Source organism: Acinetobacter sp. YH12231 (assembly GCF_013417755.1).
Lineage (GTDB): Bacteria > Pseudomonadota > Gammaproteobacteria > Pseudomonadales > Moraxellaceae > Acinetobacter > Acinetobacter amyesii.
Window position 1 is genome coordinate 1 of the sequence record NZ_VPDJ01000033.1, and the last position, 20,750, is coordinate 20,750.

Here is a 20,750-nt window from a genome sequence, read left to right on the forward strand (position 1 = left end):
TTTCTTCCAAGGTCATACGACCTTGACCGATGTGGTTGCCGTCTTGGAATACCATTGGTACAGCCATGATTTTGCGTTCTTCCACTTCGTCTTGGAAGAATGCACCATCAATCATGGTTGCAGTTGTACCCGGGTTATAGATCGCAATTAGGTTCAAGGCTTGAACCACGTCAGGACAGTTATGGCAGCTTAAAGATACAAACACATCAAAGTCAGTTTTAAGACCTAGACCTTTGATGGTATTCAGTACTTCGTCAGATACTTTTGGTGCATAACCAGAGGTTTGTAACAATGCCAAGATCAAAGACGTGAATTCGTGGCCCATCGGCAAACCTGCGAAGAATACGCGTGGAGTTTCACCTGCTTTTGCAATACCAAAGCTTGGCGCGCGGCTGTTGTTACCGTCAAAACGTGCAGTCACTAAATCAGATAAAGCAGCAACTTCAGTTACCAATTCTTTAATTTTGTCTGATTTTTCAGTGCCGTTTAAAGTCGCGACGATTTCAATCGGGCCTTCAAGGCGTTCAAGTAAGGTTTTTAATTGAGCAGAAGTATTATGATCTAACATTGCTAACGTCTCCAGAGGAGTAAATTTATTTGATGAGAGAATGATAGAACAAACCATTAAATAGGTGAAACGGTTTGTTTTTATAAAATTAATCGGTTTTGCAAATCAAGTGATTAAATTTCTTTCTAAATCATAAGAATATACCGATGTGAATGCAGTCAATATTGGGCCACTATCGAGAAATACAAGTTAAATAGTGGAAAAATAAACGAATTCATCGCGCTTTAAGCGAGAGAATGCTAGAGTCAACGCTATTGTATTGAGAACTTTTTAGGGAAATGGCATGCAGGTTAAACAGGGAATTTATCAGCATTATAAAGGTCAGTTGTATCAAGTCTTTCATGTTGCAACACATAGTGAAACGCGTGAAAAAGTTGTGGTCTATCAGTGCTTGTATGACGACTATTCAATGTGGGTCAGACCCTTAGAGATGTTTATGGAAACCGTTGAAATTGATGGTGAAGTAATTCCACGTTTTAAACTGATCCAAGAAACCCACTGAGCAGATATTTAGTACTTTAATCTTTAAATATGAAAGAAATAACAAAAGGACAGAATCATGAGCATGGATGCAAATTTTAAAAACTATATGCAACAACTCTATGCAGACTTTAGTGCTCACGATGCTGCGCAAAATCACCGACTTGCGCGTTACCGAAATATTGAGCCTGAGTCTGCACTTTTTTTAGCTATGCAAATTCGCTTAAAACAAGCCAAACAGATCTTGGAAATTGGAACATCTACAGGCTATTCCACGCTGTGGTTGGCAGATGCTGCCCAGTCTACACAAGGGCGAGTCGAAACCATTGAAATTGATGCAGCGCGTATCGAACAAGCTAAACAGCATGCGGAAAATTTAGCTTTATCCGAATACATTGAATTTCATCATGGCGATGCGCTGCATTTTTTACAGCAGTTAAATCAGCGTTATGACTTCATTTTATTAGATGCAGAACGTGATGCGTATATCGCGTATTGGCCATATTTAGCTGAATTGATACAAGTTCAAAGTGGCGTGTTGATCGTGGACAATGTGCTGTCACATGCCAATGAGGTCGCTGAATTTATCCAACGTGTTGAAGCGGATGATCGTTTTATCAGTACAACATTAAATGTAGGTGCAGGGCTCTTTATAGTGACTTGGCGTAACTAAAAATCAGGGCATTCAGCCCTGATTTCATCGAAAATATTTTTTAATTAATAAAAATACTGTTGCTATAGCGCTAAACTTGTAGCGGTTTAACCCTGTAAGCTTACTCGTGAAAAATGTAGATCATATTCTAGATATTTGTGGACAAATGCCGTTTTATCACTACATCGAAGTAAATTATCATAAATAAAAGGTGAAACTGGATAAAAGAGATCCCCAGAACCATTCGCATAAAATATTTTTAAGTAACGTGAAGAAGAACTGTATTTCCAAGAAGTTACAACAGTTGTTGTCATAAGCCACCCCCTTATTGCGTTGTTATAGTCATACTGCAGTTAAAGGTTTATCTCATTTGAAATTAAGACAAATTCAGGGCGTGGAGTATTGCAGAATTGTTAAAAAATAATGTTTTATCTCACATTTTTTTTCATTTCTTTATCAACTAATTTGATAAAAAAAATGCCAGTTCAAATAAATGTCATAAGTGTCATTCTCCCATATTAGTGTAAGGAGAGTTAAAAACTACGGCATTGTTCTGATTTATTGCCTTTGACTTGGTTGTTGCTGCCATTAATTGAAAAAGCATTTTCAAGACAAATTAAATTACCTGTGATTTCATTATTATTTAGCACAATATTGCCATTATTTTTCTTTAATTTGAGGTCGCCTGAAATTTGGTTATTGAGGAGTTGGATGTTTTTCCCTGTCGTAAAATCGACATTTCCACTGATATTGTTATGATTGGCAATGATCTTGGTAAAATTTTTATTAGATTCAATATTGCCATTAATGTAGTTGTCATGCAGTTCAACATTGGCACCATTTTCTAAAATCACATTGCCATGAACAATTAAACCTTCAAGCTGACAATTTTTTTTGACTTTAATATCTTCACGAATACTTTGGTTTTTAATTTCACCTTCGCAGTTCACGGCAGCAAAAGTTGTAAACGAACATAAAATTAAACTGATCGAGACGAAATATTTTTTCATGGGCTTACATCTTCCTGAAATAAGCAATTGACCTAAAATTCATGTTAAAAATACTGAAATACTGGCAAAGATGTAAGCCTAGATAATCGGGTTTGCGGCGCATTTTTATTATATTTGTGTAAGCTACTTGATGAATATCTACAGATATGTAGAAAGTGCTAGTGCGTTAAAGTTGTATGAATAAAGTGTGAACTGCGTAGGGTGTATAGAGGTATATACTCGCAGATAATAGGCATAAAAAAACCACGCTAAAAGCGTGGTTTTTGAATCAGTTCAATCTAATACAGATTAGATTTTACCAACTAGGTCGATTGAAGGAGCAAGAGTTGCATCGCCTTCTTTCCATTTAGCTGGGCAAACTTCGCCTGGGTGAGCGTGTACGTATTGAGCTGCTTTAACTTTACGAAGAAGTTCTTGAGCATCACGACCGATACCACCAGCGTTGATTTCAACGATTTGGATTTTACCTTCTGGATCGATAACGAAAGTACCACGATCAGCAAGACCGTCAGCTTCGATTAATACATCAAAGTTTTTAGCAAGAGTCCAGTTCGCATCACCAACCATTACGTATTGGATTTTTTTGATTTCTTCTGAAGAATCGTGCCAAGCTTTGTGAGTGAAATGAGTGTCAGTAGAAACTGAGTAGATTTCAACACCTAGTTTTTGGAATTCTGCATAGTTGTCAGCAAGGTCACCAAGTTCAGTTGGGCAAACGAAAGTGAAGTCAGCTGGGTAGAAGAATACAACAGACCATTTACCTTTAAGATCAGCTTCAGTTACTTCGATGAATTGACCATTTTGGAATGCTTGTGCTTTAAACGGTTTAACTTCAGTATTAATTAAGCTCATCATTGTCTCCATGATTGAGGTTTGTTTTTGATTTCCAATAGGGTACAGAAATTTTGCTTATTGCTGAAATAGTATTTTTACATAACTAATATCGGAAAATCCGAATTAATAGTGATTTACTCATTTCCCAATAGACCAGTATTTCATCTCATTTAACCGCAGTTGTGTGAGGATTAAATGACAGGAACTACCCTAAACGTCCTACACAGACATGAAGTCACACCCCTTAAAATTCAAGGGTAAAATTTAAAAAAAGTGATTTAAATTTTTCTATTGTTGATTTAATCCATCTTTAGGTATGCCGATTCGCTCATCAGCGAAGCATTTCTTTTGTTCAATTAGGCGGATGAAGGGGGATATGGCGAATTCATCCTATTTTTCAGATTTGAGATCTAAACCGCACCACGCCAGTCGCGCCAGATAAATTCACTTCGGGTTTTCAATTGTTGCATTGGGAAATGCGATGAAACCGAGTAGAATATCGGGTTTCATGTAGTTGTAAGGCGTATTCTTGGTGGCGAAAGATTTAAATGTAGATCAGATGGTGATGGCTCGTGATGTTCACCGTTTAAATCGATTGCGTAAGGGAAAAGACGCCAACGAAAAGCAGCATAAAGAACTGTTTGAAAAGTCGAATGCGAAAGTCCGCGAACGGATTGCCCGCATCCCAAATATTAAATTAAATCAAGACTTACCTGTTACGCAGTATGCAGACAAACTGATCGATGCGATTCAAAAGCATCAAGTGATTATTGTGGCAGGTGAAACCGGTTCGGGTAAAACCACGCAGTTACCGCAAATTGCCATGCTTGCAGGTCGTGGTTTAACGGGTTTGATTGGACATACGCAACCTCGTCGACTGGCCGCACGTAGCGTTTCGCAGCGTATTGCCGAAGAAGTGGGCGAAAAGCTGGGGGAGTCGATCTCCTTTAAAGTTCGTTTCAATGAACAAGGTTCACAAGATTCAATCGTTCGTTTGATGACCGACGGTATTTTATTGGCTGAACTGGCCAATGACCGATTCTTAAATAAATACGACACGATTATTATCGATGAAGCGCATGAACGTTCGCTAAATATCGACTTCATCATGGGCTATCTCAAACAGCTCTTGCCACGTCGTAAAGATCTCAAAGTTATCATTACCTCCGCGACATTAGACGTAAATCGCTTCTCTAATTACTTCAATGGGGCACCTATTTTTGAAGTCGAAGGTCGAAGCTTCCCTGTAGAATTGCGTTATCGTCCGATTTCAGAGCTGAGTATTGTCGGCAGTGATGATGATGAATTTGACGATTTTGAAGAAAATTTACCTCGTGCCGTGGTTTCAGCTGTAGAAGAATGTTTTCAAGATGCGCAGGAAAAAGGTCATCCTGAACATGCCGACATTTTGATTTTTGCCAGCACTGAACAAGAAATTCGTGAGTTACAGGAAACACTGCAAAAGTTTGGGCCAAGACATACCGAAGTTTTGCCATTATATGCTCGATTGGCTTTGGCAGAACAGCAAAAGATCTTTAATCCATCAGGCGGTGGGCGACGTATTATTATTGCCACCAACGTGGCAGAAACGGCTTTAACCGTACCGAATATTCGCTACGTAATTGATAGTGGCTTTGCACGGATATCCCGTTATAACTATCGCTCACGTGTACAGCGTCTACCGATTGAGGCTGTATCACAGGCGGCAGCAAATCAGCGTAAAGGTCGTTGTGGTCGTATCGCGCCGGGTGTGTGTATTCGACTATATTCAGAAGAAGACTTTATGAGTCGTCCTGAATTTACCGAGCCTGAGATTAAACGAACCAACTTGGCCTCGGTTATTTTGCAAATGCAAAGTTTGGGCTTTGGTGAATTAGAAGACTTTGATTTTATTGAGCCGCCAGATCATCGTTTGGTGAATGATGGTCGTAAGCTATTAATTGAATTAGGTGCTTTAAAAGAAAAATCGGCGTATGCACCGCAAGTTGCTTCGGAAAACCAAGCAAAACAAGGCACAAAACATGCGAATAATAAAAATGGTGCTTTAACCAAAATTGGTCAGCAAATGGCGAAAATGCCAATCGACCCGCGTCTTGCACGGATGATTTTGGGCGGAGCGCATTTTGGCGTATTAAATGAAGTCTTGATTATTGTCGCTGCTTTAGCGGTACAAGATCCACGTGAACGTCCTGCGGATAAACAAATGCAGGCCGATCAGAAACATGCTTTGTTCCGTGAGGCTGACTCAGATTTCTTGTTCTATATCAAGTTATGGGAAGCTTTAGTCGCTAACCGTGACATGAGTGAAAATAAGCGTCGAACCTTTGCACGCAACCATTTCCTTAGTTGGTTACGCCTCCGTGAGTGGAAAAAAACCCATGAGCAATTGGTGGATTTGGCTCAAGGCTTAAAACTGTCCTTTAATGAAAAGAAGGCCAATTATGAAAATCTGCACCGTGCGCTATTAACGGGTTTACTTTCATTTATTGCCAACAAAACCGATGAACGTAACGTGTTCATGGCGGTGCGTCAGCAAAAGGCACGTATTTTCCCTGCATCAACCTTGCATAAAACCAATACACCTTGGGTCATGGCTTTTGAGATGGTGGAAACCTCTCAGGTATATCTTCGTACATTGGCGAAAATTGAACCTGAATGGATTTTATTGGCTGCAGGCGATTTATTGAAGCATCATTATTTTGAGCCGCATTGGTCGAAAAAAGCTGGTGTGGTGAATGCTTATGATCAAATTTCTTTATTTGGTTTGATTATTGAGCCACGTCGTCAGATTAATTATGAAAAAGTGGATCATCTGGCGGCGCATGAAATTTTCCTACGCGATGCGTTGACGACGGGACATTTGGGTATTACGCCGCCGTTCTTAAAACACAATTTATTAAAACTCGAAGAAGTTGAGCGTGTTGAAGATAAACTGCGTCGTCGTGATTTGGTGGTGGATGAAGAAACCATCTACCAATTTTATGCTGCAAAAGTGCCTGAAGAGGTGGCAAGTCGTCGTAGTTTTGAAGACTGGCGTGCAACTGTAGAACCGAAAAATCCACGGCATTTATTTATCGATGATGATGCGCTTTGGATGAATGACCGTCCAACGACCCAGCAATTTCCAGACTACCTACGCAATGGTGAACTGCGTTTGGCTGCAAGTTATCGTTTTGACCCAAGTCATGATGAAGATGGTGCAACGGTCAAAATTCCAGTTCAAGCTTTGCCGCAAGTGGATGAAAATATTTGGTCATGGGGTATACCTGGTTGGCGACAAGACCTGATTGAAGCCTTGCTTAAAGCATTGCCTAAGGATAAACGCCGTCACTTGGTGCCAATACCAGATACAGCGCGTAAATTAATGGATCGTGTCGATGCCGTGCATTTGCGCGAGCATATTTTTAGTTTCTTGGCGTTCCAACTACGTGGTGAGCAAATCACAGATAAGGACTTTTCTTGGGAGCGCGTTGAGCAATATCTGCTGCCTTTAATCAAAGTCATTGATGAAAAAGGCCGTGTGATTGAGCAAGGTCGTGATCTAGATGAACTCAAAGCACGCTGTCGTACGGAAACTCACAGCCCAGTTAAGCAGTTAAAAGGTGAGTTTAAAACCTTCCCTGATAATTTTGTGTTCGAAGCATCACAAAAAGTCACGGGTGTGGTGGTGAAACAATACCAAGCGCTTGTTCCAGTCAAAGGCTTTGCAGAGTTGGATGCCAAAGACGAATCGGGTGTGGTGATTCAGACCTTCAATGACCAATTTGAAGCAGTTAAACAACACCGCGAAGGGATCATTCGTTTGGTTCATATGCAGCTGGGGGACTTAGTTCGTCAGTTGAAAAAACAGATTTCTAAACCCTTGGCATTGGCTTATTCACCGCTAGGTGACAAAGCCAAACTAGAGCAAATGTTAGTTTATGCCACACTTCAGCTTGCAATAAATGAGCTACCTGTCAATGTGCAGGAGTACCAAAACCTGATTTTAAATGTAAAGAAATCTTTCTTAACCCATGGGCAACAAGCATTAGCCGTTTTAACTGAAACCTATATTCAATGGCAGGATATACGTCGGAAATTGTTGGTTTTAGATGATTCTGTGTTTGGAAAGAACATTGATGACATTGAAGATCAACTCGATTTGATGCAACTTTCAGATTTTGTTTATGGCAAAACTTCCGATGTGTGGCTCGAATTTCCAAGATATTTGAAGGCATTAGTCTTGCGTTTAGACCGCTTGCCAAATAACCTACAAAGGGACAATTCTGCCATTGATCAAGTTGACCCATGGATGGAAAAATTATTTAAGTTTAAAAATGACACTCGCCTTAAAGAATTGTATTTCATGGTTGAGGAGTTACGCATCTCTATTTTCTCTCAACCAATGAAGACCAAGATGCCAATTTCTCCATCCCGCTTGCAAAAAGTATGGGATAAGCTCGGAATCAGTTAAGATATAGGTAATTTCTAAAAGGAGTTTTACATGGGCATCCGCATTACGGGTACAGGTCTTTATCATCCAGAAGACGTAATTACTAACGAAGAGTTAGTTGAAGCTTTAAATGCTTATGTGGAACAGTACAACAGTGATAATGCTGAAAAAATTGAAGCCGGTGAGCTAGAAGCGCGCCGTGGTTCAAGTGCAGAATTTATCGAAAAAGCGTCTGGCGTGAAAGCACGTTATGTTGCTGAAAAAAGCGGTATTTTAGATCCAAAACGTTTACGCCCAGTGCTACATGAACGTCCAAATGATGAAATTTCGCTACAAGCGGAATGGGGTGTTGCTGCGGCTAAACAAGCGATGGAAAATGCAGGAGTGACTGCAGAAGACATCGATGTAGTGATTTTGTCTTGTTCAAATATTCAACGTGCTTATCCTGCTGTAGCGATTGAGATCCAAACTGCATTGGGTATTCAGGGCTATGCATATGACATGAACGTTGCATGTTCAGCTGCAACTTTTGGTATCAAACAAGCCTATGACGCGATCAAATCAGGCGCTCGTCGCGTGTTATTGGTGAACGTTGAGATCACATCTGGTCATACGGATTTCCGCATGCGTGACTGCCACTTCATCTTTGGTGACGTTGCAACGGCTTCGATCATTGAAGAAACTGAAACCAAAGCTGGTTTTGAAGTGTTGGATATTGACCTGTTTACACAGTTCTCAAACAACATTCGTAACAACTTTGGTTACTTAAATATGAGTGAAGTCGATGCTGACATCGACAACAACCGTTTCCGTCAAGACGGTCGTAAAGTATTTAAAGAAGTGTGTCCATTAGTGGCGAAAATGATCACCAAGCAATTGGATGACAACAAAATTGCGGCAACAGATGTAAAACGCTTCTGGTTACACCAAGCTAATGCCAGCATGAATGAATTGATTCTGAAACTGGTTGTGGGCAAAGAACATGCTCAGCCAGACCTAGTGCCAATAATTCTTGATGAATTTGCCAATACTTCTTCTGCAGGCGTCATTATTGCATTGCACCGTACTGCGAATGAAGTAAACCATGGCGAATACGGTGTACTTTGCTCATTTGGTGCAGGCTACTCAGTAGGTTCTGTACTTGTTCAAAAACATGATGCCGCCTAAGGTCGGCACATTTGCAGGTTGAACATGATGCAAAATGGATAAAGCGTTTAAGCGCTTTATCCCGCATGTATTTCACGCCAACATTTTTAGGCGCTGAATACATCGATGCATCTAAACCTGCAATGTATGTAGGGAATCACACAATTTACGGTGTACTCGATTCACCGGTGATTATTGATTATCTCTACAATGAACATAACGTGGCTGTGGTCAGTATTGCTGATCATAGCCATTTTTATTTGCCCGGTTGGCGTGGCATGGTCAAAAAGTTCGGTGCAGTCCAAGGCATTCAGGACTATGTCAGAACAGTGATGCAACAAGGCTATTCCATTTTAGTTTTTCCCGGCGGCGGTCGAGAGGTATTTAAGCGAAAAGGAGAAGCCTATCAACTGATTTGGAAGCAACGTTATGGCTTTTTAAAACTGGCGCAAGAATTTAATTATGATATCGTGCCTTTTGCCACTTTAGGTGGAGATGAAGTCTTTGAACTGGGTTTTGATGCCAGTGTGATTGTTGAACATCGTTGGTTTAAACAACTATTAAAAATACAAAAAATCGATAAATTATTACGTCATGGTGATGTGATTCCGTCTTTACCCAAACGGATTATCCCCAAGCGCATTCCATTCTATTTTCAATTTTTACCCCGTCAAAGTTTGAGTCATATTCAGAGTGTGGAAGATTTAAAGCTCTATCGAGAGGCACTACAACAAGATATTTACACTGCGATAGAACAGCTTAAAAAAATCCGTTCAGAACAACATTCTACAGATCAATAATAGTGACTACTCTTCAACTTCATCCATTTTTTATTCGTCACAGCTCAAAATCATGGTGAATTTTGTCACAACAATAGCTTTTAGACTTTTTTATTGAATGCCTTCGTATTGACCTTTTGTACAGCTATCTGGCCGATTAATGGCAGTAGTCGGAGCATTAAACTTTGACTATAGTGAAGGTTGAAAAATAATCAACGATCGTTAGGGCGGAAGATGGAAAAGAAAAGCTTGACCCCGCAGCTTGAGCATATTGCTCGGCAACTTATTCGAATATCTCCAAGTTTAAAGCAGTTGTATCAAGAGCAAATGGAACTTGCTACAGCACTCAATTCACAAAATATCTTTAAAATTGAACAAGAGCAGCACCGCATTCAACTGTGTAATGGACTGTGGACCTTACAGCTACAAAGTCGTGAATCGATTGGCTATCAGTTTCCTAGAAGTCCATTTAGACCCATCAAAATTGTTGAATTGCATTCGACCGTGCCATGTATTGAAGTAGTAGAAGATTTCTTATTTCATGAATTGTATTTTTTTACTGGCGACCTAAAGCCGCAACATTCACTCTTGCTCAGAGAAAAAGCACAGCAATTTAGACAATTGATCTTACAGTCGATTTTTCAACATCTAAATGGGCCAGCGCGTGTTCAGCAGTTTTTAGCACAGATGACAGCAGTTGAAGCGCAAATTTTTGATCAGCTGATGCAAGAGCAGCAGATTTATCAGACACCGCTATTACAAACGTATATCGAATGCCAAATCTGTCTACCACATTGGTTGATGCAAAAGATTGAGCAGATGTTTGCGCTTCATTCACTTACAGAAGCTGAAATATTGCCGATACAGCTCTTGATGGATAGTTTGGACGAGATTTGTTTTGCTACAGCACAATTTTTAGATCCAACGATTTACCGGATCATGAGTTTGAGTTATGAAGATCGGTTCAATTTACAAGAATTAAATGAACATATAGAAGATATTATTTTGTTGCTCGACCATGCATATGAGCGTCCCAATTTGTTGGGTTTTATTCGTTTGATGCATCGGGATGTTTGGGCAGAGCAGGACATATTAAGCCACAGTAATTTTGTGCAAGCCACAGCAATTTGGCAAAAAAAATGTGGAAAACTCCCTTTACTCGATAACAACCGTGCGGTGCGATGGATGTTCAAGCAGTCAGTCGAAGTGTTGGATTGGCTGAGTCGTAATTTTCAACACAGTAATGTACGAGTGGCTGTGACGGCATTAAGTTTTGTCGATACGCAGCATATTCATCCCGCATTGATTCTTACAACCTTACAACATTTTCAATTTGTTGCAGCGCGCTTATTTATTCAAAATTGTCATACGATTGCGCATGAACATGATTGGTTTAATCATGAAAAAAATCTACAGTTTGTTTTACAGCGAAAATATCAGCAGCATGATGACCATCGTGTAGTGATCAGCCCATCGATTTTGTATTTAGATGAGTGGTTGATCTTAATGCGACAGGTGTTAGGCGCAGAGGATCAGGCCATAAAAAAAGTCTATCTACCTTTGAGCCGTATTATGCAGGCCTATCTGCAACATTTAGTACGTTGTACGCAGCAATTACCGCAGGCTTTGATGGATTATATCCGTCCAGAAACCCAAGAAAATCGCCAGTTTTTAAGTATGTTACGACAGCATAAAATTCAACTGCAGGATTTTCGAAATTTATTTTATTTAAAGCATGCTAATTTAAGAGTATCTGTATTTGATGCATATGTGCGTGACTATGTTAGTGCGACTTATTCTACAGGTCATACAGTCCCTAAAAATATTACCTGGAATGGGGTCTTTCATCAGGCGGTGCATTGGCATGCTAAGCAACAAAAGCAAGAAATGTTAACTCAATTAAAGCGTAAATTTGCGACAACAGTCTGGCAGCCATTTACAACAGAAGACAAAATATATTTTCAAGATTGGGTCTTTGAAGAATTAAAAACCATCGATCGAATTATTGATGAATCTATTCACTTTAAACATTGTTTGGCATCAAGTTATAGCGCCAGTATCATTGCAAGAGTATATGTAGCTTTTCATATGTACCATCCCATTTTGCATGTATCGATGACTTTGGGCTGTCATGTGCAAAACCACATTTTGGTTTTTGATCAACTTGAGTATTCAAATAATACCCAAGCAGAAATAGAAAAAGTAAATATCGCCAAAGAATTTTTAAATAGGTTCAATAGCTTAAAGTAAGATTGGCGAAATACGGATTTAGGAAACTGTGTTGTGCGCTTAACTTTTGAGTCAAAAATCGTTAGGCTATAGCCGTTCTTTTACGGTATAGGTCTTATGAAACAAGAAACTGCACTCAAGCTGCTCAAAGCAGGCGAAAATGTGTTTTTAACAGGTTCGGCTGGTGCAGGGAAAACTTATACTTTAAATCAGTACATCAATTATCTAAAAGCGCGCAAAGTGCCGGTGGCAATTACGGCTTCTACAGGGATTGCTGCAACCCATATGAATGGCATGACAATTCATACATGGGCAGGGATTGGGATTAAAGATGCGATTTCCGAAGATGAGTTAAAGCGCTTAAAAGAACGTAAATATTTAAAAGAGCATTTGGAAAATGCCCAAGTTTTAATCATCGATGAAATTTCGATGTTGCATGCCAAGCAATTAAACTTGGTGAATAAAGTTTTAAAATTTTTTAAAGACAGTGAAGATGCTTTTGGGGGGATTCAAGTCATTGTTGCAGGTGACTTCTTCCAGTTACCCCCTGTGGGACGCAAAGGTGAATTAAACCGTGACAAGTTTTGCTTTATGTCTGAGGCATGGGTAGAAGCGAAGTTTCGCGTGTGTTATTTGACCGAACAACATCGTCAGGGTAATGACTATCTCAATGATATTTTAAATGCGATTCGTGCTCAGCAAATTACGGGCGATCATTTGCATGCTTTAAGGCAGACAAGTTCACAAAATATAGGTGAAACCTTTACGCGCTTGTATACCCATAATATGGATGTAGATAGTATTAACTATAAACATCTAAATGAAATTGAGCAAGAATCTCGCCAGTTTGATGCCCAATGTGATGGTAATGATAAACTGATCGAAACCTTAAAATCTTCAGTGCGTGCGCCGGAAACTTTGACCTTAAAGAAAAATGCCAAAGTGATGTTTGTAAAAAACAACTTTGACGTGGGCTATATCAATGGCAGCCTCGGTGAAGTGATAGGTTTTGAAGAAGATGATGAATATGGCATCTTGCCTAAAGTAAAACTTACGGACGGCACGACCTTGGTGGTCGAACCTGAAACATGGTCTGTCGATAATGATGATGGTAAAACCATTGCCAGTTTCCAACAAATTCCACTGCGTTTGGCCTGGGCGATCACCATTCATAAATCTCAAGGGATGACTCTTGCAGCGGCTGAAATTAACTTGACGCATACTTTTGAAAAGGGTCAGGGGTATGTGGCATTGTCTCGTTTAAAAACATTAGATGGTCTGCGTTTACTTGGCTTTAATGAACAAGCCTTAGAACTCGACAGTTTGGCGATTAAAGCCGATCGACGCTTTCAGGAACTCTCTGACGAAGCGGAAACCAATTTTGCAGAGGCTGATTTAACCGTACAACATAAAGCCTTTATTCGCCACTGTGGCGGAACACTGAATGAAGTGGAAATCGAGCGCAATGAAAAGAAAATTGCCAAAACTGGTGTGAAACAAAGCTTTGCCACAGCGACTTTAGATCAAACTCGTGAGTTGTTTGAGGAAGGTTATGAAATTCAAGATATTGCTGTGGAGCGTGGTTTAACACCAGCTACGATTATTAATCATTTGGCTCGTCTGCAAAAAGAGCAAGGTTTGGATATCTCGGTGGCACATCCGGGAGAAGATGTGGTTGAGCAGGTGCGTAAAATCTATAAACGTTTGGCGAAACGACAAGACCCAGCACATTATAATGATGACGGCACGGTTAAGTTGCGTCCAATTGTGGAGTTAACCAGTCCACGCATGGGATATGACCAAGTTCGTTTGGCTTTATTATTTGTGGAATAATGGATATATGGTGCATACGAAAAATACTGATGAATAAAGTGTGGTTAATATCGTTCAATAGATTTAACAGTAGACTGTCTAAAGGATTCGTATTTTTCCTAAGCGATGGTTTACACTGTAGCAAGTTAATTTGCTAACGATTTGAATTATGACTTTTAGTGCATGGTATTCACTGCGTAAATTTGTCTATAACAATTTACATAATGATGATTATGAAACTAAATTTAGTCATTTTCTCAACTATGCTTTGATATTGCTGATTTTAGGTAATGCTGCTGCGGTTTTACTCGAATCGGTCAATGATATTTATTTGTCTTATCAAGTTTACTTTGATTTTTTTGAAAATTTTTCAATCATTGTATTTAGTGTTGAATACGTATTGAGGCTTTGGTCGATTGCAGATAAAGACCCATTTTACTCCGCTTGGCGTAATCGTTTGAATTGGGTAAAAAGTGGTGGCGCAATTATTGATTTATTGGCAATTTTACCTGCATATCTAAATTTCTTTGTCCATTTTGATTTGCGTTTTTTACGTATTTTACGATTACTGCGTTTATTAAAATTAACTCGATATTTTGTGTCGTTGCAAATTTTGTTACGTGTCATTGAACGTGAAAAAGGTTCATTTCAAGCTGTTGTTTTTATTTTATTTATTATGATTATTATGGCCGCAGCTGGGGTGTATTTAGTTGAGAGTAAAGCACAGCCAGAGGTCTTTAGTTCTATTCCTGCGTCCATGTGGTGGGCTGTTGTTACTTTAACGACGGTCGGTTATGGCGATGTAACACCGATAACCCCTGTTGGGCGGATATTAGGTGCAATGATTACGATATTAGGGGTTGGCTTGGCAGCATTGCCAGCAGGTATTTTAGCCAATGGTTTGGCACATGAATTGGAGCAACGCAAACAACAATTAGAACTCAGTTTTCGTGAGTTGATTCAAAATCGTGAAATTGATTTTGTACTTGAGCCTGAAAAAATCGAAGAAATCCGAAAAACAGTGGGTTTAACCCGTGAGCAAACACAGGATATTATTTGGCAATTGTTACGTGAGCAAAAAGAGGAATCATTAAAGCAGGAGCGTGAGCAGTATGCATATTGCCCGCATTGTGGAAAAAAATTACCTGATTTGTAATGTGAAAAAAACACATTAGCTAAAGATGATTCAGTAAAACTTGATGAAGTATATTCATGTGAATAAAAAATAGTTAAATAAAATTTATGATGAATATGATTCATAAATATCATGATATGATAAATATAATTTAAAAATACTGATTTTCAGCTCATTCAGTATGTCGTTTGTGGAACTCATTATGTTGGAATTACGCCATCTCAAAACATTATTGGCACTCAGAGAACATGGTTCTTTGGTCGCTGCATCTAATGATCTGTGTTTAACGCCTTCTGCGCTTTCACATCAGTTGAAAGAGCTTGATCATTGGTATGGGGTAGAGGTGGTGAACCGACGGACACGTCCTGTGACCTTTTCGAATGTTGGGCAACGTTTACTACGCCTTGCCGATGACATTTTGCCGCAAGTTCAAATTGCGCAATCGGACATTACACGTATTGTGCATGGTCAAACCGGCCGAATTATTTTTTCTTCTGAATGTCATAGTTGCTTTGACTGGCTCATGCCGTTATTGAATGTCTACCGTCAACAATACCCCGATGTAGATTTAGACTTTGCCTCTGGCTTTGAAGCCAATCCGCATGAACTATTACAAACGGGCGAGTTTGATCTTCTGATTACGGCAGATCCGATCAATTTAAAAGGTGTGGAATATTTCCCTATCTTTGAATATGAGTCTCGTTTGGTACTGTCAAATACGCATCCCTTGGTTCGTGCAACAAATGTGACTGTTCAAGAATTAGCAGAAGAAACGCTTATTACCTATCCGGTCGATAAACATCGTTTAGATATCATGGCGAAATTATTTTTACCGGCCAATATTCAGCCTAAACACGTCCGTACCACAGATTTGACCCAGATGCTGATTCAGTTGGTTGCAAGTGGTCGTGGTATCGCGGCATTACCTGATTGGGTGGTAAATGAATATGAACAAAAAGGTTGGGTGACCTCTCGACGCTTAGATTGTGTTTCACCTGAAGGTTTAAGACGGACTTTGTACGCCGGTTATCGTACCGAAGAGGCTGAAAAAAGCTACTTTGAAGGCTTCCTAAAACAGTTGGCGAAATTCTCACAAAAACGCAATCAATATTATTCCAACTAAGGGGGATCTATGATTCAGAGTCTTTTTGTATACGGGACATTACGTCTAGGTCAGCCCAATGCTAATGTGATGGAGCGCATAGGTGGTGTGTGGAAGAAAGGTGCGGTTTGGGGTGAATTAGAACATAAAGGCTGGGGTGCGGCTATGGGCAGTCCGGGCATTCGTTTATCGAAGGCAGGTCAAGCCATTGAAGGCTATGTTTTTATCTCTGAAAACTTAGCAGCTCATTGGGCTGCTTTAGATGAATTTGAAGGTGCTGAATATCAACGTGTGGCTGTTGATGTGCAATTGGAAGGCGGAGAATGGATGCAGAGTGAAATTTACGCGTTGAAATAATATTCAGGGGGAGAGTCGTGAAATACGTGGGGCATCCATACATCATGACTTCCCCAACCTTCGAAATATGTATCGATGATTCTGCTTGCTCTGTTGTTTCCTTGAGTGCATTTTCTTTCGAAGAGCAGTATTTGAAAGAGTTGTATCTAAAGTGCTTGAATGCGCAGAAATTACTTTAAGATTGCTATACAAGTGGATGAATAATTTTTAGAATTGAGCTGTATCTCACATTGAACCCTGTTTGAACTCAATCATGCCCAATTCTATAGAACCCTCACCAACTCAACTCATGTCTGTGATTCAAACTCAGACAGCTATTGCCAAACTGGGTTTAGATCTAAATGCAGTGATGACCGTAGTGGCAGAACAGGCGCAGCAGATTACACATGCTAAAGGTGCAGTTGTAGAGTTGGCTGAAGATGGTGATATGGTCTATCGTGCAGTGTCTGGTGGGGCGAGTCATTTACTGGGTTTAAGACTACATATTGAAAATAGCTTATCAGGTCTATGTATTGCGCAAAAACAAACATTGTATTGCCAAGATTCGGAAACAGATGCACGGGTAGATCGCGTGGCATGTCGACGTGTCGGGTTGCGTTCGATGGCTGTGGTGCCATTGATTCACTGTGATGAAGGTGTTGGTGTTTTAAAGATTTACTCTGACCAAGTCGATGCCTTTCAGGAAGCTGATTTACATATATTGAGTTTGATGTCTGAGTTGATCGCTGCGGCGATGTACCATGCAACACGTTTCGGTGCGACAGAGTTATATAAATTGGCGACTCAAGATAGCTTAACCGGCTTAGCCAATCGGGCTTTGTTTGTCGACTTTTTACGCCAAGGTATAGAAAAAGCTCGCGCGCAGAAAAAAGTACTGGGTATCTTGATGATTGATATGGATGGTCTGAAGCCGATTAATGATCAGTTTGGACATCGCATTGGGGATGCTGCACTGAAAGAAATTGCACAGCGCATTTTGCGTGAAACACGTCAAGATGACTTGGTTGCACGCTTGGGCGGTGATGAATTTGCTGTGATTTTAACCAATATTGCCAACTTAGAGCGTGCGCAAACGGCGATGAATCGAATCGCAGAAAGTTGCGGACTGCCATTTGCATTCGAGCAAATGAGCTTGAAAATTGGTGCCAGTATTGGCATGGCTTTATTTCCAGAGGATGCCGAATCCATCGATCAATTGGTCGAAATGGCAGACTTGAAAATGTACGCCAATAAGCGTGAACGGAAACAAGTAAATATTGAATAACTCACTGCTTAAATAATTCACTAATTGTTAGGCAGGTGAATTCCTTCACTACCGCCAAATTATTGAAAGTATCAGAAAAAACATTTTTGATGGGAATACGTGTTGTCTCAAACAATTGCAGATGACATCACGGAATATCATTGTTTAATTTAAATCAAAGTGCGCTTAGCATGTGACGGTGCAAGATGATTAAATAATTGAAAAATCATCTAAGGTCATTTGTTTTTTGACTCAAAATAATATTTTGAATTGTTAAGCTGTGCACTATTGCATGGCGAAAAGAGCATGACAATTCAATGAAAGGGATGTCAAAAGATTTATTCATTATTGCGGCAGGTTTTGTTGCTGCAATGCATATCGGGAAATTACCGCCCGCAATACCTGTATTACAACAGCAACTTGGTATTAGCTTTATTCAGTCTGGTTTATTGCTCTCACTAGTACAGGGTGCAGGAATGTGCTTTGCATTGTTGATTGGTAGTTATATCCAAAAAATTGGATTTAAACTGTGTATCTTATTGGGCTTAAGTCTATTGACGATAGCAAGTGCATGGGGGAGCTTTGCACAAAGCTTTGATGTCTTGTTGCTACTGCGTGTCATAGAAGGATTTGGCTTCTTATTGGTGACACTCACAGGGCCTGCATTTATCCGTCAGCTTGTACCGCTACAGCACATCAGCGCAAAGATGGGGCTGTGGAGTGCCTATATGGGTGGAGGTATGGGCATTGCCTTATTGGTTGCGCCATTTCTAATTGCTCAATATGGTTGGAGTGTGGTTTGGCTCAGTTTCGCTATGATTACTGCAGCATTACTACTCTGTATCGCTATGTTTATTCCTCAGCCTAATGTGGCGCTGAATACAACACCTATTATTGGTCTCATTCGGGATACTCTGAAACATCCTGCAGCATGGCTTTTGGCGCTCATTTTTGGGACATATGCAGGGCAGTGGTTTGCATTGGTGGGCTTCTTACCGATGATTTATGCCCAAAACCAAATTTCAGCAGAACTGGCGGGTGCTTTAACAGCCAGTGTTGCCGTTGCGAATGCTGTGGGCACATGGGGGTGTGGACTGCTATTACAGCGTGGTTTTCAAGCTAAAACTTTAGTCCAACTGGGTTTTGCTGTTTTGATCATTTGCTCCTTAGGGTTTTATCTCTCTAAAGATGCGTTACCTTTTTTACTGCAATATTTAACGGTGTTTAGTTTTTCGCTTTTTGGAGGCTTGGTTGCTGCGACGGTCTTTGCGCAAGCACTGCATTTTGCACCTTATCCTGCGGCAATTAGTACGACGGTCGGCATGATTTTACAATGCTCTGCCATATCACAATTTGTTCTGCCACCTGTGATTGCCACTGTGGTTTCACAAACTGGCGCGTGGTTTTGGGCGGGGATCTTGATGTCAGCATTATCATTCGTTGGAATCATGCTTAGTCGACGTTTATTTCAAATGCAGCATGGCTCAAATTAAAATTTTGTTAAACCGCTATGTCAGCAACGGCCTTATTGTTTAATCCCAATCAGTAGCGACAAGATGCCTGCTGCAATGAGTGGGCCGACAGGTACACCACGCAGCATGGCAACACCTGCGACTGTCCCAATCAATAGTCCGGCAACCACATCTGGCTGATTGGACATCAGTTTGACACCACGTCCGCCTAGCCATGCGACAAAGATGCCAATGGCGATTGCGACGAGGGATTTCCAACTTAAAAAGGATTTTAAAATCGAATCACCGGGTATTTTTCCGCTAGCGATCGGCGTGAGTACGCCAATGGTTAAAATAATAATGCCAATGTTTAAGCCATATTGTTGCAGATAGGGGAAAAATTCACTTAAAGGCGTGATGCGGAAAATAATCAAGACACCTGCTGCTATGGTGATCGCTGTATTGTGGCTAAAGATGCCACAAGCCAATAACACCAATAACACGATCAGATTTAAATCCAACTGAGACATAGGATATTCGTGAGAAACTTCAATAAATAATCAATAGTGTAGCGCAGAAACATTAAAAACTGGCGTTCAAGATTATTTCCGCTATTTTTCCTGCAAGTTGGCTCGTGGTTCAGTATAAAATAGCAATATATGGTGTTTATTAGGTTGTTCTATGTTTTTGGAAAAAATGCTGCAATCACAAGGTTTTGGTTCGCGTAAATATTGCCAACAGTTGATTAAAAATGGTGCGGTCGAAATACACGGTGAGATTGTAGATAATCCAAAGCAAAAGCTGGACTTGAATGATTTAACTTACAGTGTGCATGGACAGGACTATACCTATCGTGAGCATGTTTATATCGCGTTAAATAAACCTCAAGGTTATGAATGTTCGCATCAGGCAACCCATCATTTTAGTGTTTTTGAATTATTTGATGATGTGCTGTTAAATCGTGGTCTGCAATGCGTCGGGCGACTGGATCAAGACACCACTGGACTGTTGCTGCTCACGGATGATGGTCAATATCTACAAGCGCTTACACACCCTAAAAAGCATGTTGCCAAAGTGTATTCGATGCATACCGCAGATCCTGTGACACCTGAGCAAATACAACAATTAGAACAAGGCGTGGAGCTTCGAAACGAAAAAGGCATTTTCGCTGCAACCGATGTACAGCTATTGGCTTCACATCAATTGCAAATGACTGTCCATCAAGGGGTATATCATCAAGTGAAGCGGATGTTGGCGGCTGTCGGCAATAAAGTTGAAACATTACATCGTGCTCAAATAGGACAATTAAAGCTTGAAGATATTGCTGAGGGTGAATGGATCTATTTGAATGCAGCGCAAATTGAACAATCGAAATTTCGTGAAAATCTAAATTCACAGTAATAGGTACAGGGCTTTGATACGTCATCATTTGAAGGATGAATGTGCGGTATTAAAGCCCATAAATATGTCTGCTAATTATTTAAAGATGCGTTTCTAATATGCGTTGATGATGTTTTTAA

Annotated in this window: 18 protein-coding genes; 13 read left to right on the top strand and 5 right to left on the bottom strand. The window is 40.2% G+C overall.

From position 1 onward, the window contains the following. The coding region (locus FTV11_RS15455) for a thioredoxin family protein (RefSeq protein ID WP_180074348.1) at window positions 1–568 on the bottom strand (568 nt) is incomplete at its 3' end. A gap of 283 nt (window positions 569–851) precedes the next feature. Between FTV11_RS15455 and FTV11_RS15460 the strand changes: the two genes are divergently transcribed. Both FTV11_RS15460 and FTV11_RS15465 read left to right on the top strand, forming a co-directional pair. Continuing rightward, window positions 852–1,070 carry a DUF1653 domain-containing protein gene (locus FTV11_RS15460; RefSeq protein ID WP_078189028.1) on the top strand — a complete coding sequence of 73 codons (219 nt, stop codon included), beginning with the start codon at window positions 852–854 and terminating at the stop codon, window positions 1,068–1,070. A 57-nt stretch (window positions 1,071–1,127) separates the two neighbouring features. Continuing rightward, window positions 1,128–1,721, top strand: a complete 594-nt coding sequence (locus FTV11_RS15465) for an O-methyltransferase (RefSeq protein ID WP_180074350.1) — start codon at window positions 1,128–1,130, stop codon at window positions 1,719–1,721. 86 nt (window positions 1,722–1,807) lie between these two features. On the opposite strand, the gene FTV11_RS15470 is transcribed toward FTV11_RS15465, so the two are convergent. The 3 genes from FTV11_RS15470 to ahpC form a co-directional block, all read right to left on the bottom strand. Continuing rightward, window positions 1,808–2,014: a KTSC domain-containing protein gene (locus FTV11_RS15470; protein ID WP_078189026.1), complete on the bottom strand. Its 207-nt coding sequence runs from the start codon at window positions 2,012–2,014 to the stop codon at window positions 1,808–1,810. A 219-nt stretch (window positions 2,015–2,233) separates the two neighbouring features. After that, the gene (locus tag FTV11_RS15475; RefSeq protein ID WP_180074352.1) at window positions 2,234–2,710 is read right to left on the bottom strand and encodes a hypothetical protein; all 477 of its coding nucleotides are present in this window, start codon (window positions 2,708–2,710) and stop codon (window positions 2,234–2,236) included. 288 nt (window positions 2,711–2,998) lie between these two features. Then, window positions 2,999–3,562, bottom strand: coding sequence for an alkyl hydroperoxide reductase subunit C (gene ahpC, locus FTV11_RS15480; protein ID WP_078193727.1), 564 nt, complete (start codon window positions 3,560–3,562; stop codon window positions 2,999–3,001). A gap of 514 nt (window positions 3,563–4,076) precedes the next feature. Between ahpC and hrpA the strand changes: the two genes are divergently transcribed. From hrpA to FTV11_RS15530, 10 genes are all read left to right on the top strand, one after another. Next, on the top strand, window positions 4,077–7,997 hold the full coding sequence (hrpA, locus tag FTV11_RS15485; protein WP_180074354.1) for an ATP-dependent RNA helicase HrpA: 3,921 nt from the start codon (window positions 4,077–4,079) through the stop codon (window positions 7,995–7,997). Window positions 7,998–8,027: 30 nt separating this feature from the next. Beyond that, on the top strand, window positions 8,028–9,143 hold the full coding sequence (locus FTV11_RS15490; protein ID WP_078189024.1) for a beta-ketoacyl-ACP synthase III: 1,116 nt from the start codon (window positions 8,028–8,030) through the stop codon (window positions 9,141–9,143). Window positions 9,144–9,154: 11 nt separating this feature from the next. Next, window positions 9,155–9,922 (top strand): 1-acyl-sn-glycerol-3-phosphate acyltransferase, encoded by a 768-nt coding sequence (locus tag FTV11_RS15495; protein ID WP_180074356.1) that lies wholly within the window; start codon window positions 9,155–9,157, stop codon window positions 9,920–9,922. Between the two features lie 213 nt (window positions 9,923–10,135). After that, a complete protein-coding gene (locus tag FTV11_RS15500) occupies window positions 10,136–12,151 on the top strand; it encodes a hypothetical protein (protein ID WP_180074358.1) in 2,016 nt (671 codons plus the stop codon). A 96-nt stretch (window positions 12,152–12,247) separates the two neighbouring features. Continuing rightward, the gene (locus FTV11_RS15505; protein ID WP_180007354.1) at window positions 12,248–13,963 is read left to right on the top strand and encodes an AAA family ATPase; all 1,716 of its coding nucleotides are present in this window, start codon (window positions 12,248–12,250) and stop codon (window positions 13,961–13,963) included. A gap of 148 nt (window positions 13,964–14,111) precedes the next feature. Continuing rightward, window positions 14,112–15,098 (top strand): ion transporter, encoded by a 987-nt coding sequence (locus FTV11_RS15510; protein WP_180007353.1) that lies wholly within the window; start codon window positions 14,112–14,114, stop codon window positions 15,096–15,098. A 181-nt stretch (window positions 15,099–15,279) separates the two neighbouring features. Then, entirely contained in the window at window positions 15,280–16,200 is a 921-nt protein-coding gene (locus tag FTV11_RS15515) for a LysR family transcriptional regulator (protein WP_078189020.1), read from the top strand. A gap of 12 nt (window positions 16,201–16,212) precedes the next feature. Further along, window positions 16,213–16,536 carry a gamma-glutamylcyclotransferase family protein gene (locus tag FTV11_RS15520; protein WP_180007389.1) on the top strand — a complete coding sequence of 108 codons (324 nt, stop codon included), beginning with the start codon at window positions 16,213–16,215 and terminating at the stop codon, window positions 16,534–16,536. A gap of 253 nt (window positions 16,537–16,789) precedes the next feature. Then, window positions 16,790–17,800 (top strand): sensor domain-containing diguanylate cyclase, encoded by a 1,011-nt coding sequence (locus FTV11_RS15525; RefSeq protein ID WP_180007352.1) that lies wholly within the window; start codon window positions 16,790–16,792, stop codon window positions 17,798–17,800. A 305-nt stretch (window positions 17,801–18,105) separates the two neighbouring features. Continuing rightward, window positions 18,106–19,272 (top strand): CynX/NimT family MFS transporter, encoded by a 1,167-nt coding sequence (locus FTV11_RS15530; protein WP_257223272.1) that lies wholly within the window; start codon window positions 18,106–18,108, stop codon window positions 19,270–19,272. Window positions 19,273–19,304: 32 nt separating this feature from the next. Here the strand turns inward: FTV11_RS15530 and FTV11_RS15535 are convergent, their stop codons facing one another. After that, window positions 19,305–19,760 (bottom strand): DUF441 domain-containing protein, encoded by a 456-nt coding sequence (locus FTV11_RS15535; protein WP_180003104.1) that lies wholly within the window; start codon window positions 19,758–19,760, stop codon window positions 19,305–19,307. A gap of 151 nt (window positions 19,761–19,911) precedes the next feature. On the opposite strand from FTV11_RS15535, the gene FTV11_RS15540 reads away from it, so the two are divergent. Further along, window positions 19,912–20,631 carry a pseudouridine synthase gene (locus FTV11_RS15540; RefSeq protein WP_180007350.1) on the top strand — a complete coding sequence of 240 codons (720 nt, stop codon included), beginning with the start codon at window positions 19,912–19,914 and terminating at the stop codon, window positions 20,629–20,631. The last annotated feature ends 119 nt before the right edge of the window (window positions 20,632–20,750 follow it).